At 70.7% G+C, this 14,686-nt stretch carries 11 protein-coding genes and 2 pseudogenes; 1 reads left to right on the forward strand and 12 read right to left on the reverse strand.

Annotated features, from left to right (window positions below):
* The 8 genes and pseudogenes from JGS39_RS32970 to JGS39_RS33005 form a co-directional block, all read right to left on the reverse strand.
* Nucleotides 1–521, reverse strand: a pseudogene (locus JGS39_RS32970) (hypothetical protein); the annotation flags it as partial.
* Nucleotides 518–1,414, reverse strand: a complete 897-nt coding sequence (locus tag JGS39_RS32975; protein WP_219573434.1) for an FAD binding domain-containing protein — start codon at nt 1,412–1,414, stop codon at nt 518–520. The gene JGS39_RS32975 and the pseudogene JGS39_RS32970, both read right to left, overlap by 4 nt.
* 322 nt (nt 1,415–1,736) lie before the next feature.
* Nucleotides 1,737–3,368 carry a beta-N-acetylhexosaminidase gene (locus tag JGS39_RS32980; RefSeq protein WP_219573435.1) on the reverse strand — a complete coding sequence of 544 codons (1,632 nt, stop codon included), beginning with the start codon at nt 3,366–3,368 and terminating at the stop codon, nt 1,737–1,739.
* Nucleotides 3,369–3,372: 4 nt separating this feature from the next.
* The gene (locus JGS39_RS32985) at nt 3,373–4,221 is read right to left on the reverse strand and encodes a carbohydrate ABC transporter permease (RefSeq protein ID WP_219573436.1); all 849 of its coding nucleotides are present in this window, start codon (nt 4,219–4,221) and stop codon (nt 3,373–3,375) included.
* Nucleotides 4,218–5,192 (reverse strand): carbohydrate ABC transporter permease, encoded by a 975-nt coding sequence (locus tag JGS39_RS32990; protein WP_219573437.1) that lies wholly within the window; start codon nt 5,190–5,192, stop codon nt 4,218–4,220. Before JGS39_RS32990 ends, JGS39_RS32985 begins: the two co-directional genes overlap by 4 nt.
* A gap of 2 nt (nt 5,193–5,194) precedes the next feature.
* Nucleotides 5,195–6,502, reverse strand: coding sequence for an extracellular solute-binding protein (locus JGS39_RS32995; RefSeq protein ID WP_219573438.1), 1,308 nt, complete (start codon nt 6,500–6,502; stop codon nt 5,195–5,197).
* A 252-nt stretch (nt 6,503–6,754) separates the two neighbouring features.
* Nucleotides 6,755–7,048 (reverse strand): DUF3039 domain-containing protein, encoded by a 294-nt coding sequence (locus JGS39_RS33000; protein ID WP_148018922.1) that lies wholly within the window; start codon nt 7,046–7,048, stop codon nt 6,755–6,757.
* Nucleotides 7,049–7,077: 29 nt separating this feature from the next.
* Entirely contained in the window at nt 7,078–7,638 is a 561-nt protein-coding gene (locus JGS39_RS33005) for a YqgE/AlgH family protein (RefSeq protein WP_219573439.1), read from the reverse strand.
* Between the two features lie 275 nt (nt 7,639–7,913).
* Between JGS39_RS33005 and murA the strand changes: the two genes are divergently transcribed.
* On the forward strand, nt 7,914–9,254 hold the full coding sequence (murA, locus tag JGS39_RS33010; protein WP_148018924.1) for a UDP-N-acetylglucosamine 1-carboxyvinyltransferase: 1,341 nt from the start codon (nt 7,914–7,916) through the stop codon (nt 9,252–9,254).
* Nucleotides 9,255–9,384: 130 nt separating this feature from the next.
* Here the strand turns inward: murA and JGS39_RS33015 are convergent, their stop codons facing one another.
* The 4 genes and pseudogenes from JGS39_RS33015 to JGS39_RS33030 form a co-directional block, all read right to left on the reverse strand.
* Entirely contained in the window at nt 9,385–9,666 is a 282-nt protein-coding gene (locus JGS39_RS33015) for an HU family DNA-binding protein (protein WP_003968811.1), read from the reverse strand.
* Between the two features lie 341 nt (nt 9,667–10,007).
* Entirely contained in the window at nt 10,008–11,441 is a 1,434-nt protein-coding gene (locus JGS39_RS33020) for an NAD-dependent malic enzyme (protein WP_219573440.1), read from the reverse strand.
* Between the two features lie 418 nt (nt 11,442–11,859).
* Nucleotides 11,860–14,241 (reverse strand): HelD family protein, encoded by a 2,382-nt coding sequence (locus JGS39_RS33025; protein WP_219573441.1) that lies wholly within the window; start codon nt 14,239–14,241, stop codon nt 11,860–11,862.
* Nucleotides 14,242–14,370: 129 nt separating this feature from the next.
* Nucleotides 14,371–14,686, reverse strand: a pseudogene (locus JGS39_RS33030) (RNA polymerase subunit sigma); the annotation flags it as partial.

Below are 14,686 nucleotides of genomic sequence, written 5' to 3' on the forward strand. Positions count from 1 at the left end.
TCGGCGGGGCCGCCGGACTCGGCGAAGTTCCACTGGCCGGTGGCGGCCGGGGTCCCGGGGTACTGGTCCGGGTACGTCCGGTCCGGGTACTCCTGAGCCGTCTGCGGGCCGGGCTGCGGGTATCCGTACGACGTCTGCTGCTGGTTCGGGTCCGGCCAGTGCACCGCGGCGGGCGCGGGCTCCGCGCCGGGCTCGTGACCGTCGGGCCGGCCGTGCCGGTCCTGCTGGTCCCGTGGGTCCGGCCGGCCCTGCTGGTCCCGTGGGTCCGGCCGGCCCTGCTGGTCCTGCTGGTTCGGTGTCTGGACGACCCAGCTGCCGGTGGCCGCCGGGTCGAGGCCGGCCGCGGGGGTCAGCGGCAGGATCATCGGCGGCACGTACCCCTGGCCGGGCGCGGCCAGTGGCACGTTCGCCAGGTCCTCGGGCGGCAGATGGACGAAGGCGGTCGCCTCGGCGTCGTACTCACCGCCCTGCGGGGTCGGTTCCCAGCCCCCGCGCCGGTCGGCGTGGTCCTCGTTGCTCATGACAGTGCCCTCCCCAGCGCTCGTCGGGCCAGCGCGGCGACGGTGCGCCGCAGGTGCAGTACGGCGGGGGGCAGCGGTGGCGCCTGACCCCCGTCGGCGGGTGGTGCCTGGTCCGGGATGCAGGCCGCGGCGACGTACTCGCCGAAGGCGGCCAGCGCGTCGGGGGCCAGGCCGCGTTCGGCGTCCCAGTCGATCAGTGAGGCGATCCAGCGCTCGGCCTCCAGCGGCCGCAGCGGCATCGGCGCGATGGCGCCGACCGCGCAGCGCACTCCCCGCCGGGCCGGGTCGAGCACGATCGCGACGGAGGCGGTGGCCCGGCCGGGGCCGGTCCGTCCGGTCGCCTTGAGGAAGACCTGCGGGGCGTGCAGCAGCGGGACGCGGACGAAGCCGATCAGCTCGGCGGGCTCCAGCATCTCGCGGCCCGCCAGCAGGTGCGAGACCGGGATCTCACGGCGTGCGCCGCCGGGGCCGGCGATGACGAGCTCGGCCTCCAGGGCGGCGAGCACCGGCAGGGCGTCGCCGGTCGGCGCGGCGGTCGCGATGTTGCCGCCCAGCGTTCCGGCGTTGCGGATCTGGGGCGGGCCGGCCGCGCGCGCGGACGCGGCGAGCGCGGGGATGAGGGCGGCGAAGTCGGGCCGCCCCATGCGTGCGTGGGTGAGACCGGCGCCCAGCAGGGCATGACCGTCCTGGTAGTGCCAGCCGCGGAGTTCGCTGATCCTGCCGAGGCCGACCAGTGCGGAGGGGCGCAGGAGCCCCTTGTTGACGGCCGCCATCAGGTCCGTGCCGCCTGCCACGGGGACGGCGGCGGGCATGGCGCCGAGTGCCGCCACGGCCTCGTCCAGCGAGGCAGGCAGCGTGACGGACTGCGTCGCCTGCGGTGCGTGCGTGGTCAACCCAGCTGCCCCTTCCCGGTGTCCCGGCGTCCGGCCTGTTTCGCCGTACGGTACGTGCTCAGAGCCCGGACGTGGCAACTCTGGCACATCTTCGGACCGGCCCGACGCGAGGGTCCGCGAAGGGCATATCCGTCCCCGGCCAGGGGAATGGTCCCTTTTCGCACCTCTTCGGCGCAGAGCGTGAATTGCCGCTGTTCCACGCGCTTGTACGACTTGTCCGCTCCGGCGAGCGGCGGCTCCCCCGGGGAGATCTCCCGCCGCGAACGGCACCGCCACCACGGTCCCCGGGACCGTGGTGGCGGCAACCGGACCGCGTCCGGACTCACACGTTCGGGGGTGTTCCCTCGATCGGTCGTCCGAGGATCCCGGGGCGCCGCTGCCACGGCAACGGGCCGCCCGGCGGCCGGTAGTCGACACCGAGCGCGTCAAGTCGCCCGTAGTGCGTGGCCATACGGCGCTCGAAGTCCGCGAAGTCCCGGTCCGCGGGGGCGGGCAGGGCCGACCAGGCGACCTCGGCGAAGGCCGCGAGGCGGGGGAAGACCTGGTAGTCGACGCGGGCCCGGTTCTGCATGACCTCGGTCCACACGTTGGCCTGGGTGCCGAGCACGTGCCGGGCCGCCTCCTCGGAGAGGGCCGGCGGTACGGGTTCGAAGCGGTAGACGTCCTCCAGCGTGCGGACGTACCCGATGGGCATGGGCTCGTCGGGACCGCCGTGCTGACGGTGGTCCAGGTACACCTGCTGCTCCGGGCACATCACCACGTCGTGCCCGGCCTCGGCGGCCGCGATGCCGCCCGCGTACCCGCGCCACGAGGAGACGGCCGCACCCTCGGCGAGACCGCCCTCCAGGATCTCGTCCCAGCCGATGAGCCGCCGGCCGCGCGCGGTGAGCCAGCTGTCGAAGTGCCTGATGAACCAGGACTGCAGCTCGTCCTCGTCGGCGAGACCGAGTTCCCTGATGCGGGCCTGGGCGGCCGGCGACTGCTTCCACTGGTCCTTCGGGCACTCGTCGCCACCGACGTGGACGAACGGCGAGACGTCCGCGGGGAAGAGCTCCAGCAGTTCCTCGAAGACGCCCTCGAAGAAGCGCAGGGTGTGGTCGGAGGGCGCGAGCACGTTCGGGTTGACGCCCCAGTTGTCCCAGACGGTCAGGGCGGCGGTGTCGACGACGTCCGTGTTGCCCAGCTCCGGGTAGGCGCTGATGGCGGCCTGCGAGTGGCCCGGGATGTCGATCTCGGGGACGACCCGGATGTGCCGCTCGGCGGCGTACGCCACGATCTCGCGGATGTCGTCCTGGGTGTAGTAACCGCCGTGCGGGGTCTCGTCCCAGAGCTCGGACGCCCGGTGGCCGTACTTCGTACGCGAACGCCACGCGCCCACCTCGGTCAGGCGCGGGTAGCGCTTGATCTCGACGCGCCAGCCCTGGTCGTCGGTGAGGTGGAAGTGGAAGACGTTCAGCTTGTGGGCGGCGAGGAGGTCGAGGTAGCGCAGGACGTCGTCCTTCGGCAGGAAGTGCCGTGACACGTCGAGCATCAGGCCGCGCCAGCCGAAGCGGGGCCGGTCCTCGATGTCCGTGAACCCGAACGCGGCCGTGGAGCCGCCGGCGGGCGCCCGGCGGAAGGCCTCGGGCCCCAGCAGCTGACGCAGCGTCTGGGCGCCCCAGAAGACCCCGGCGGGGCCGCCGCCCGTGATCACGACGCCCTCGTCGGGCGTGGTGGTCAGCCGGTAGCCCTCGGACGCCAACGACGGGTCGACGCGCAACCGGATGGCGCGCGCCGCCCCCTCGCCGCCCGGCGCGAGCGGCAGGCCGAAGGCCGCGCCGAGCGTGGTGCGCAGCCAGCGCTCGGTGGACCCGGTGCCGGGAGCCGCCGTGATGGTGGTGGACGCGTCCAGCACGAATCCGCACCGGCCCTGGTCACCGGCGCGCACGGGGGCCGGGATCAGATCCATGTTCATGACGTCAGTCCTTAACCGCTCCGCCCAGTCCCGAGACCAGGCGTCGCTGTACGAGTACGAAGAAGACCAGCACGGGGACGGTCATCACCGTCGAGGCTGCCATGATCCCGCCCCAGTCGTTCTCATCGGGTTTGAAGAAGACCAGCAGTGCCATCGGGAGCGTCGACTGGGAGGTGTCGCTGATGATGAAGGACTTCGCGAAGAGGAAGTCGTTCCAGGTGGAGATGAACGAGAAGACGCTGGTCGCCACGAGCCCGGGGAAGACCAGCGGGAAGAGGATCTGCCACAGGAAGCGGGTACGGCTCGCGCCGTCGATGTACGCGGCCTCCTCCAGCGCCTCGGGGACGGCCTTGACGAAGCCGCGCAGCATCCAGATCGCGAACGGCAGCGAGAAGGCGAGGTGGGGCAGGATCAGCGAGCCGAGCGTGTTCAGCTGGCCGAAGTCCCGCATGAGGAAGAACAGCGGGATCGTCAGCGCCTCGACCGGCACCATCTGCGCGACCAGGAACATGATCAGCAGCGTGGTGCGGAAGCGGAATCTGAACCGGGTCACCGCCGTGGCCGCCAGGAAGGCGATCAGCGCGGAGACGATGACGACCGTCCCGGCGACGAGCAGGCTGTTGAGGAAGTAGCGCCCGAAGTCCTGCTGCTGGAAGACCCGGCGGAAGGAGTCGAGGGACGGTGACAGGGTCCACGGCCGCGGGTGCGCGGACTGGACCTCGCCCGCCGGCTTGAGGGCGGAGAGCACCATCCAGTACAGCGGGAAGGCGACGGCGGCGGCGATCAGCAGGGCCGCGGCCTCGGCGGCGAGCCGGCCCGGCCGGCGGACGCGCAACAGGGACGGCAGGCTCACAGTTCCTCCCCCTGGCGCCGCATCAGGCGCAGATACACGAGCGTGACGGCCAGCAGGATCACCAGCATCACGACGCCGATCGCCGAGCCGAGGCTGTACTGCGAGGACGCGAACGCCTTCTGGTACGCGTACACGTTGAGCACCAGGTTCTGGCCGGCGATGCCGCCGCCGCCCGTCATGACGTAGATCTGGGTGAAGACCTTGAAGTCCCAGATGACCGACTGGATGGTGACGACGACCAGGATCGGCCGCAGCATCGGCGCCATGACCGACCGCCAGATCCGCCACTGCGAGGCGCCGTCCAGCGCGGCCGCCTCCAGCACTTCCGCGGGGATCGCCCTGATACCCGCGTACACGGTCACCATCACGAACGGGAAGGAGCACCACAGGACTTCGAGGAGCACCAGCGCGAAGGCGCTGTAGCGCCCGTACGTCCAGGAGAAGTCGCCGAGTCCGAGCACCCGGTTGACCGGTCCGAAGTCGGCGTCGAAGAGGAAGACCCAGACGGTCGACCCGGTGATCGCGGGGGTCGCCCAGGCGCCGAGCGCGGCCATCATCAGGGCGAGCCGGGGCACGGCCCGCACCCGGGTCAGCAGGACGGCCAGCGCGCATCCGGTGAACAGGGTGGCCAGCACACAGGCCGCGGCGAAGACCACGGTAGCCAGGAGCACCTGCCAGAACTGGCTGTCCCGGAAGAGCGTGGCGTAGTTGCCGAAACCCTGGAAGGTGGCGGGTTCGCCGCCGCTGACCTGGGCCTGGGTGTACTCCAGGAAGGAGATCAGGCCCAGTTGGTAGATCGGGTAGACCAGCAGCCCGCCGAGCAGGACGAGTGCGGGCAGCAGGTAGAGCCAGGGGGTCCGGCCCGGCCGCCCGGCGGGTGAGGCCGGGCGGCGGCGCCGGAGCGGGCGGAGAGGGGGACCGTCCGTGCCGGGTGCGGTGGGCGCTTTGTACGCCGTGCTGTTCGACGTCATCGTCAGCCCGCGTCGGCGAACGCCGCGTCCATCTTCTTCGCCGCGTCGTCCGAGGCCTTCGCCACGTCCTTACGGCCGCTGACGATCTCCTGGAACATCGTCGGCAGGATCAGCGAGGAGTCGATCTGCCCCCAGGCCGGGGAGGCGGGGACGAACTTGGTCCCCGAGCCCAGCGTGGTGACGAACGGTGCGACGAACGGCTCCCGCTTCGCCGCGTCGGCCCGCACGTCCGTGTACGTCGGCAGGAAGCCCATCGCGTCGAACATCTTCGCCTGGGTCTCCTTGCCGGTGAGCGCCTTCATCAGGTCGACGGCCAGGGTGCGGTGCCCGGTACTCCTCAGCACGCCGATGTTGTTCCCGCCCGCGAACGCCGGGGCGACGGAGCCCTCGGCCAGGCCCGGCAGCGGGACGACGGCGTACTTGCCCCTGACCGTGCCGGCCTCGACGGCGGTGTGGCTGAAGTCGCCGCCGACGGCCATGGCGGCCTTGCCGGCGGCGAAGGCGGTGACGGTCGCGTTGCCGCCCATGGCGGCGCACTTGGCGGCCGGGCAGTTGGTGTCGCCGAAGAGCGAGGTGTAGGCCTCGATGCCCTTGCGGGCCTTGTCGCTGTTGATGGCCGCCTTGTACGCGGACCCGCTCCCGTCGGCCAGTTCGCCGCCGTTGGCCCAGATGAACGGCATCGCGCCGTAGGTGTAGGCGCCTCCGACGGCGAGCCCGTACAGGTCCGGCTTCTCCTTGTGGATCTTCTTCGCCGTGGATATCAGCTCGGCCTGGGACTTGGGGGCCTTGATCCCCAGGTCCGCGAAGACGTCGGTTCGGTAGTACAGCGCCCGTACGCCGACGAAGAGCGGGGCCCCGTAGACCTTGCCGTCGACCGTCACGGACTCCTTGGCCGTCGGGTCGGTGTCCTCGGCGTCGTCCCAGGCGGCGAACTCCGCGCTCACGTCGGCCAGTCCGCCGTCCTTGACGTAGCCGGCGGTGTCCGTGTTGCCGTACTCGATGAGGTCCGGGGCGCTCTTCGGGTCGTTGAACGCGGCCTTGACGCGCTGGGCGCGGGTCTCGACCGGGATGTACTCGATCTCGACCTTCGCGTCCTCGTGGGTCTTCCTGAAGCCCGCGACGGCGGCGTCGACGACCTTCTCCTTGGGCTTGTTGCCGACCTCCTGGAACAGCCAGACGCGCAGCGTGCCGGTCTTCTCGTCCTTCTTGGCACCGGTGTCCGAGGTCTGCGGCGCACCGCAGGCTGTGGCGGTCAGGCCGGCCAGCACGAGGGCTACGGCCGGGGCGGCAATGCGGGCAGAAAGCTTCATCCGGGAACCCCTACCGGTAGGCGTTGCACCATGTGCAACGCTCGTTTCGTTCTGCACAACTCGCAGGAGCGTAGGTCCGGACCAGGGTGCCGACAAGTGGTCTCCACCACTCTGTGACCCGCGGACGCACCCCGTGCAACGCCGGCGGTCCCGTACGAGGAAGTGCCGCGGCCTCACACGAAGAAGAGCCCCCGGGGCACGCGGTCGCGTGCCCCGGGGGCTCTCCCCGGGCTGTTCGTGGTGGCGCCGGGACTACTTCTTGTCCTTGCCGCCCTTGCCCTTGTCCTTGTCGCCGCCGGCGCCCATGGACTCGTAGATCTCCTTGCACATGGGGCAGACCGGGTACTTCTTGGGGTCGCGCCCCGGTACCCAGACCTTGCCGCACAGCGCGACCACGGGGGTGCCCTCCAGGGCACTCGCCATGATCTTGTCCTTCTGGACGTAGTGGGCGTAGCGCTCGTGGTCGCCGTCGCCGTTCGACACCTGTGGTGTCGGCTCCACGAGGGTTCCGGTGCCTGACCCGCGCTCGGGCTCAAGAGTGCTCATAACCGCCAAGCGTACTGAAAGCCCGGGCATCAGTTCAGCGAAGGGTCGTCCGGATAGGTGGCGATCATGGCCAGTTCGCTGCGCTGACGGCGCAGGACCGCCCGCCAGAGACTCTCCGGACGGGGTGAGGAGACGTCGCCGGGTTCCGACTCGACGACGTACCAGGCGCCCTCGGACAGCTCGGACTCCAGCTGGCCGGGCCCCCAGCCCGCGTAACCGGCGAAGATCCGCAGCGAGCCGAGGGCGGCGGCCAGCAGCTCAGGAGGCGTCTCCAGGTCCACCAGGCCGATCGCCCCGTACACCCGGCGCCAGCCCAGGGGGCCCTCGTCGCCGGGGATCACCGCGACGCCGAGCGCCGAGTCCAGTGAGACGGGGCCGCCCTGGAAGACGACATCGGGCTCTCCGGTCAGCTCCGCCCAGGAGGCGAGGATGTCACCGACGCCGACCGGGGTCGGGCGGTTCAGGACCACGCCGAGCGAGCCCTCCTCGTCGTGGTCGAGGAGCAGCACCACCGCGCGGTCGAAATTCGGGTCCGCCAGGGCGGGTGTGGCCACGAGCAGCCGCCCTGTGAGCGAGGACACCTCGGTCATGGCAGAAATGATCCCGCATCTTCGTCCTCCGCGGGGGCCAAGTGACCCGGTCGTCGCCCTGGGTGCCCGAGCGCAGCTCAGGGCGCACGGGTGCACGAGGAGCGCACGGCGGGACAGGTGATCCGGACGGTAACCCTCCGCAAGATCGGGAGAGCACAGCGTGTTGTGGCGGATTCATGACGTTCGTACACCCCCCGTTCTCTTACGGAAGGGGGGTGCCTGGCCATTACCCTTTCGTTTGGCCCCCTGCCCGACCACTCCGGAACGCGAGATTCATGACCGGCACAGACGATGTCCTGCTTGTCCACGGCGGAACCCCGCTGGAGGGCGAGATCCGCGTCCGAGGCGCCAAGAACCTGGTGCCGAAGGCAATGGTCGCCGCGCTGCTCGGCAGCGGGCCCAGCCGGCTGCGCAACGTGCCCGACATCCGCGATGTGCGGGTGGTGCGCGGGCTGCTGCAGCTGCACGGCGTGACGGTCCGTCCGGGTGACGAACCGGGCGAGCTGATCCTCGACCCCACTCATGTCGAGAGTGCGAACGTCGCCGACATCGACGCCCACGCGGGCTCGTCGCGCATTCCGATCCTCTTCTGCGGCCCGCTGCTGCACCGGCTGGGCCACGCGTTCATCCCGGGGCTCGGCGGCTGCGACATCGGCGGCCGGCCGATCGACTTCCACTTCGACGTGCTGCGCCAGTTCGGCGCGACGATCGAGAAGCGGGCGGACGGCCAGTACCTGGAGGCCCCGCAGCGGCTGCGCGGCACCAAGATCCGGCTGCCGTACCCGTCGGTCGGCTCGACCGAGCAGGTGCTGCTGACCGCGGTGCTCGCCGAGGGCGTCACCGAGCTGTCCAACGCGGCCGTGGAGCCGGAGATCGAGGACCTCATCTGCGTACTGCAGAAGATGGGCGCGATCATCTCGATGGACACCGACCGGACCATCCGGATCACCGGTGTCGACCGCCTCGACGGATACACGCACCGTGCGCTCCCGGACCGTCTGGAGGCCGCCTCCTGGGCGTCCGCCGCGCTGGCGACCGAGGGCAACATCTACGTCCGCGGCGCCCAGCAGCGCTCGATGATGACGTTCCTGAACACCTTCCGCCGGGTCGGCGGGGCCTTCGAGATCGACGACGAGGGCATCCGCTTCTGGCACCCGGGCGGCGCGCTGAACGCGATCGCGCTGGAGACGGACGTGCACCCCGGTTTCCAGACCGACTGGCAGCAGCCGCTGGTCGTGGCGCTGACGCAGGCCGCGGGCCTGTCGATCGTCCACGAGACGGTGTACGAGTCCCGGCTCGGCTTCACCTCGGCGCTGAACCAGATGGGCGCGCACATCCAGCTCTACCGCGAGTGCCTGGGCGGCTCCGACTGCCGCTTCGGCCAGCGCAACTTCCTGCACTCCGCGGTCGTGTCCGGGCCTACGAAGCTGCAGGGCGCGGATCTGGTCATCCCGGACCTGCGCGGCGGTTTCTCGTACCTGATCGCCGCCCTGGCGGCCCAGGGGACGTCCCGCGTGCACGGGATCGACCTGATCAACCGCGGCTACGAGAACTTCATGGACAAGCTGGAGAAGCTCGGCGCGAAGGTGGAGCTGCCGGGCGGCTCGCTGGTCTGACGAGGGGCATCCCGGGGGCCGACGGCCCCCGGGATGCCCCTCCGGGCCCCGGAACGGTGTTCTGCGGCCCGTACGCCGAAGGGCGGCCACCCTGGTCGGGGTGACCGCCCTTCGTCGTGCTCAGGGGGTGTTACTTACCCTTGGCGGCTTCCTTGAGCTTCGAGCCCGCGGAGACCTTCACGCTGTAGCCGGCCGGGATGTTGATCGGGTCGCCGGTCTGCGGGTTACGAGCGGTGCGAGCGGCACGGTGGGTGCGCTCGAAGGTCAGGAAACCGGGGATGGTGACCTTCTCGTCGCCCTTGGCGACGATCTCACCGACGGTCTCGGCGAGCGCGGCCAGCACTGCGTCGGCGTCCTTGCGAGTCACCTCGGCGCGGTCGGCCAGGGCGGCCACCAGCTCACTGCGGTTCATGTTGTTACTCCCGTGTTCTTCTTGCCTGTGAGGCGTGAGATCGAAGCCGATGCTGCCAGGGCCCTCGGACAGTCCCCGGACCCGGGTCCGTTTTTAGACGTTCGCGCCCCGTGGGGTCTCCCCCGGACGAAGTCCTTGGGAAAGCATCCTGCCCCCACCTGCGGCGGGAAAGCCAATCCGGCACCCTCCGGAGTCACACGAAAAGCACCACTGCCTCGTCGTGGTGACGTTCCGTCGACTCCCCAAAAGCGGTCCGCACCTGATGCGGGGCTCCGCGGGACGCGTCGCCCGCCCACCCTAAAGGGGCGTTTGGGGCGCCGCGACCCGCGACGCGCCGGACATCAGACGGACGTGGGGCCCGTCACAGCCGAGCCGGCGGCCTTCGCGGCGTCCCGGACCGCTCCCGCGACCGCTCCGGCGACCTTGTCGTTGAAGACCGACGGGATGATGTAGTTCGCGTTCACCTCGTCCTCGGCGACGACGTCGGCCAGCGCGCGCGCGGCGGCGAGCATCATCTCCGTGTTGACGGTGCGGGACTGAGCGTCCAGCAGGCCGCGGAAGACGCCCGGGAAGACCAGGACGTTGTTGATCTGGTTGGGGAAGTCGGAGCGGCCGGTGGCCACGACGGCCGCCGTCCGGCGTGCGATCGCCGGGTCGACCTCGGGGTCCGGGTTCGCAAGCGCGAACACGATCGCACCCTCGGCCATGGCCGCGACGTCGGCGCCGTCCAGGACGTTCGGGGCCGAGACGCCGATGAAGACGTCGGCGCCCACGACCGCCTGCTTGAGGGTGCCGGTGACGCCCTCGGGGTTGGTGTTGTCGGCGATCCAGCGCAGCGGGGAGTCCGGGGTGGCGTCCACCAGGTCCTCGCGGCCGGCGTGCACCACTCCGTGGATGTCGGCGACGACGGCGTGCTTGACGCCCGCGGCGATGAGCAGCTTCAGAATGGCCGTGCCGGCCGCTCCGGCACCGGACATGACGACCCGTACGTCCCCGATCCCCTTGCCCACCACGCGCAGGGCGTTGGTCAGGGAGGCCAGGACGACGATGGCGGTGCCGTGCTGGTCGTCGTGGAAGACGGGGATGTCGAGGGCCTCGCGCAGCCGGGCCTCGATCTCGAAGCAGCGCGGCGCGGAGATGTCCTCCAGGTTGATGCCCGCGAAGCCGGGGGCGATCGCCTTGACGATCTCGACGATCGCGTCGGTGTCCTGGGTGTCCAGGCAGATCGGCCAGGCGTCGATGCCGGCGAAGCGCTTGAAGAGTGCCGCCTTGCCCTCCATGACGGGGAGGGCGGCCATCGGGCCGATGTTGCCGAGGCCGAGCACCGCGGAGCCGTCCGTCACGACTGCGACGGAGTTGCGCTTGATGGTGAGACGCCGGGCGTCCTCGGGGTTCTCGGCGATCGCCATGCAGACCCGGGCCACACCGGGGGTGTAGATCATCGAGAGGTCGTCACGGTTGCGGATGGGATGCTTCGAGGCCATCTCGATCTTGCCGCCGAGGTGCATCAGGAACGTACGGTCGGAGACCTTGCCGAGGACGACGCCCTCGATGTCCCGCAGACCTTCGACGATCTCGTCCGCGTGCGACGTGGAGGAAGCGGCGATCGTGACGTCGATCCGCAGCTTCTCGTGGCCTGAAGCGGTCACGTCGAGGCCGGTGACCGAACCGCCGGAGGACTCCACGGCCGTGGTCAGCTGGGAGACCGCTGTGCCGCTCGCGGGCACCTCCAGCCTGACCGTCATCGAGTACGAGACGCTGGGCGCCGTTGCCATGGCCGAGTCCTTCGCTTTCCTTAGCTTCATTGCTATGCGTGGCCGGAACCACCTCTCTCCGGACACGCCTTCCGATATTCGCACCTACCGACGGGTAGCCGGTAATGACTGCCGCACTTCGGAAAGTGTTTTCCACCATACGAGATATGAGGGCCTCAGCGGAACCCCCGCCGGCCCTGAATCCGGCCCGTAAACAGAAACAGACCCACGCCACCGGAGGGTGACGCGGGTCTGTCTTCTTCAGTTGAGCGGCACCGACCCGCCATGCTCGCCTCGCGGCAAGTGGTCGCTCGAAGCGACGAAGGTTGGGCCCGGGGGCTTGGATCGAGCCGGTGCCGACTCCAGGCTAACAAAGACCCCGGGGAAGTGATTCCCCCAGCGCAGGTTGACCGAAAAATGGGCTCCCGCGCCGGGCCCGTCAGTCCCTGAGCAGGTCCGGTACCCCGCCCTCGTCCGGCAGGTCCCGCTCCCCCGAGACGACCGTGAGCTGCTGTGTCGCCCGCGTCAGCGCCACGTACAGCACCCGCAGCCCCGCCGGGGACTCGTCCGCGATCTCCGCGGGCGAGACGACGACCGTGGCGTCGTACTCCAGGCCCTTCGCCTCCAGGCTGCCGAGCGCCACCACGCGCTCGCCGAGCTCCGCGAGCCAGCCACGGGCCTGCGCCCGCCGGTTCATCGCGACGACGACGCCGACCGTGCCGTCCACCTCGCCGAGCAGCCGCCGCGCCTCCTCCCGCACGGTCCCGGCCAGATCGCCGTCCCGTACGGTCTCGAAGCGCGGCTTCACGCCCGTGGAGCGGACCGCCGCCGGGGACTCCATGCCCGGCATGGCGAGCGCCAGGACCTTGGCGGCGAGCTCGGCGATCTCCGCCGGGTTGCGGTAGTTGACGGTCAGCGTGAAGTTCCGGCGCGGGCGGCTGCCCAGCGCCTCGTCACGGGCCGCCGACGCCTCGTCCGGATCGGACCAGGAGGACTGCGCCGGGTCGCCGACGATCGTCCAGGTGGCGTGCCGGCCGCGGCGGCCGACCATCCGCCACTGCATCGGCGTGAGGTCCTGCGCCTCGTCGACGATGACGTGCGCGTACTCCGTGCGCTCCGCCGCGAGCCGCTCGGCCCGCTCCCACTGGGTCTCCTCGCGCTGCGGCATCAGTTCCTCGAGACCGGTGAGCTGGTCCAGCGGGTCGAACTCGCGTTTGCGCTTGGGCCGGTGCGGTGCCCCGAGCAGGGTCTGCAGCTCGTCGAGGATCGCCACGTCGTGGACCGACAGCGGACCGCGGCCCTCCGCGTCCAGACGCTTCAGGGAGCGCGCGAGCCGGCGCACCTCGCCCTGGTTGAGGGTGCGGCGCGCCCACCGGGCGAGCCGCTTCTCGTCGGCCATGGCCGCGAGTACCCCGCGCGGGGTGAGCTCGGGCCACCAGGCGTTCAGGAACTCGATGAACGGCCTCTCGGTGGAGACGTCCTCGTCGAACGACGAACGCAGTTCGGCCGCCAGCTCCTGATCGGTGTAGCGGCCCCGGCCCGACGACCTGTTCCAGAGCGCGTCGAGCAGCAGTTTGCGGGCGCGCGGGCGCAGCAGGTTGACCGGCGCGGTGCCGCTGAGCACGTTGTTGCGGATGCGCCGGAGCTCGTCCTCGTGCAGTTCGACCCGGGCTCCGAAGGCGACCACCCTGAGCCGGGTGGGGGTGGCGGCCTCCTGAGGGGCCTCCTCCGCCTCGCCGAAGGCCAACTGGCCGTCCTGCGACGGGGCAGGGCGGGACAGCGGCTGTTCCAGCGCCCCGCGGGCCGCCTTGCGCAGCACGTGGAGCATCCGGGAGGAGCCCTTGATGCGCGCCACGGCCGGTTCGTCGTAGGTGGTGGCGCCCTCGGTGCCGGTCGCCTCGTCGGAGAGCGAGCCGACCGCACGGATCGCGACCTGGCCCTCCTCGCCGAGCGAGGGCAGCACACCCTCGGTGTACGCGACGAGCAGCGGCGTCGGTGAGACGACGAGGATGCCGCCCGCGTAGCGCCGCCGGTCCTGGTAGAGCAGGTACGCGGCCCGGTGCAGGGCGACCGCGGTCTTGCCGGTGCCGGGACCTCCGGAGACCTCGGTGACCGAGGCGGCGGGGGCCCGGATCACCAGGTCCTGCTCGGCCTGGATGGAGGAGACGATGTCCCGCATGGTGTGGCTGCGGGCCTGTCCGAGCGCCGCCATCAGGGCGCCGTCCCCGATGACGGGCAGCGTGTCGCCGCCCAGGTACGCGGTCAGCTCGGGCCGCATCAGGTCGTCCTCGACCCCGAGGACCCGGCGGCCCTTGGAGCGGATCACCCGGCGGCGTACGACCCGGCCCGGTTCCTTCGGCGTCGAGCGGTAGAACGGTGCGGCCGCCGGGGCGCGCCAGTCGATGACCAGCGGCGCGTAGTCGGAGTCGAGGACCCCGATCCGGCCGATGTGCAGCGTCTCGGCGATATCGGCGGTGCTGTCCTCCCGTACGGCGTCGTCGGCCGGTTCGACGGAGGTGAACGCGCCGTCCGGGCCGCGCTCACCGTCCTTGCCGAGCAGCAGGTCGATCCTTCCGAAGAGGAAGTCCTCGAACTCGCTGTTCAGCCGGTTGAGATGGATTCCGGCACGGAACACCTGGGCGTCACGTTCGGCGAGCGCTCCCGGTGTACCCACCTGGCCGCGCTTGACGGCGTCATTCATGAGAAATTCCGCCTCGTGGATCTTCTCCTCGAGGCGGTGGTAAACACGGTCGAGATGTTCCTGCTCGACACCGATTTCCCGGTCCCGCAACGAATCGACAGCGGCATCCTGCGCGGCCACCGAGGCCCCCTTCTGACGTGCATTGGGCAGCCGTCAACCCTATGCGAAGGGGGGCCGTCGCGCACCTGCCGCAGGTATCGATCTCGCGCGCCGGGATATCGATTGCGTGTCGGTGGCCCCGTGGACCCGTCAGACGCCGACGCTCACCAGCCGTTCACCGTCGAACGTACGTACGTCGAAGTGGTCGATGTCCGCCCGGTCCATGGCCGCCCCGCCGTGCACGTAGAGCGGGTATCTGGCGGTGGGGTGGGTGGAGTCCGTGATGCCGTATCCCCACTTCGGGACGGACCAGGAGGTGACGACCTCCTCCTCGCCGGTCTTCGAGACGGCGATCAGCCGGCACTTCTGCGGGCCCTTCACGTTCTTCAGCTCCAGCACGGTGTGGGTGCCCCAGGCCTTCGGCTCCATGCCGACCGTGGCATCGACCGCGGTGACGGGGTCGGTG

The organism is Streptomyces poriferorum, assembly GCF_019399235.1.
In the GTDB taxonomy this organism is placed as follows: Bacteria; Actinomycetota; Actinomycetes; order Streptomycetales; family Streptomycetaceae; genus Streptomyces; species Streptomyces poriferorum.

Coding starts and splice junctions, on each gene's coding strand:
- JGS39_RS32980 (WP_219573435.1), bottom strand. CDS start 3,368: ATGAACATGGATCTGATCCCGGCCCCCGTGCGCGCCGGTGACCAGGGC.
- JGS39_RS32990 (WP_219573437.1), bottom strand. CDS start 5,192: ATGACGTCGAACAGCACGGCGTACAAAGCGCCCACCGCACCCGGCACG.
- JGS39_RS32995 (WP_219573438.1), bottom strand. CDS start 6,502: ATGAAGCTTTCTGCCCGCATTGCCGCCCCGGCCGTAGCCCTCGTGCTG.
- JGS39_RS33000 (WP_148018922.1), bottom strand. CDS start 7,048: ATGAGCACTCTTGAGCCCGAGCGCGGGTCAGGCACCGGAACCCTCGTG.
- JGS39_RS33005 (WP_219573439.1), bottom strand. CDS start 7,638: ATGACCGAGGTGTCCTCGCTCACAGGGCGGCTGCTCGTGGCCACACCC.
- murA (WP_148018924.1), top strand. CDS start 7,914: ATGACCGGCACAGACGATGTCCTGCTTGTCCACGGCGGAACCCCGCTG.
- JGS39_RS33015 (WP_003968811.1), bottom strand. CDS start 9,666: ATGAACCGCAGTGAGCTGGTGGCCGCCCTGGCCGACCGCGCCGAGGTG.
- JGS39_RS33020 (WP_219573440.1), bottom strand. CDS start 11,441: ATGGCAACGGCGCCCAGCGTCTCGTACTCGATGACGGTCAGGCTGGAG.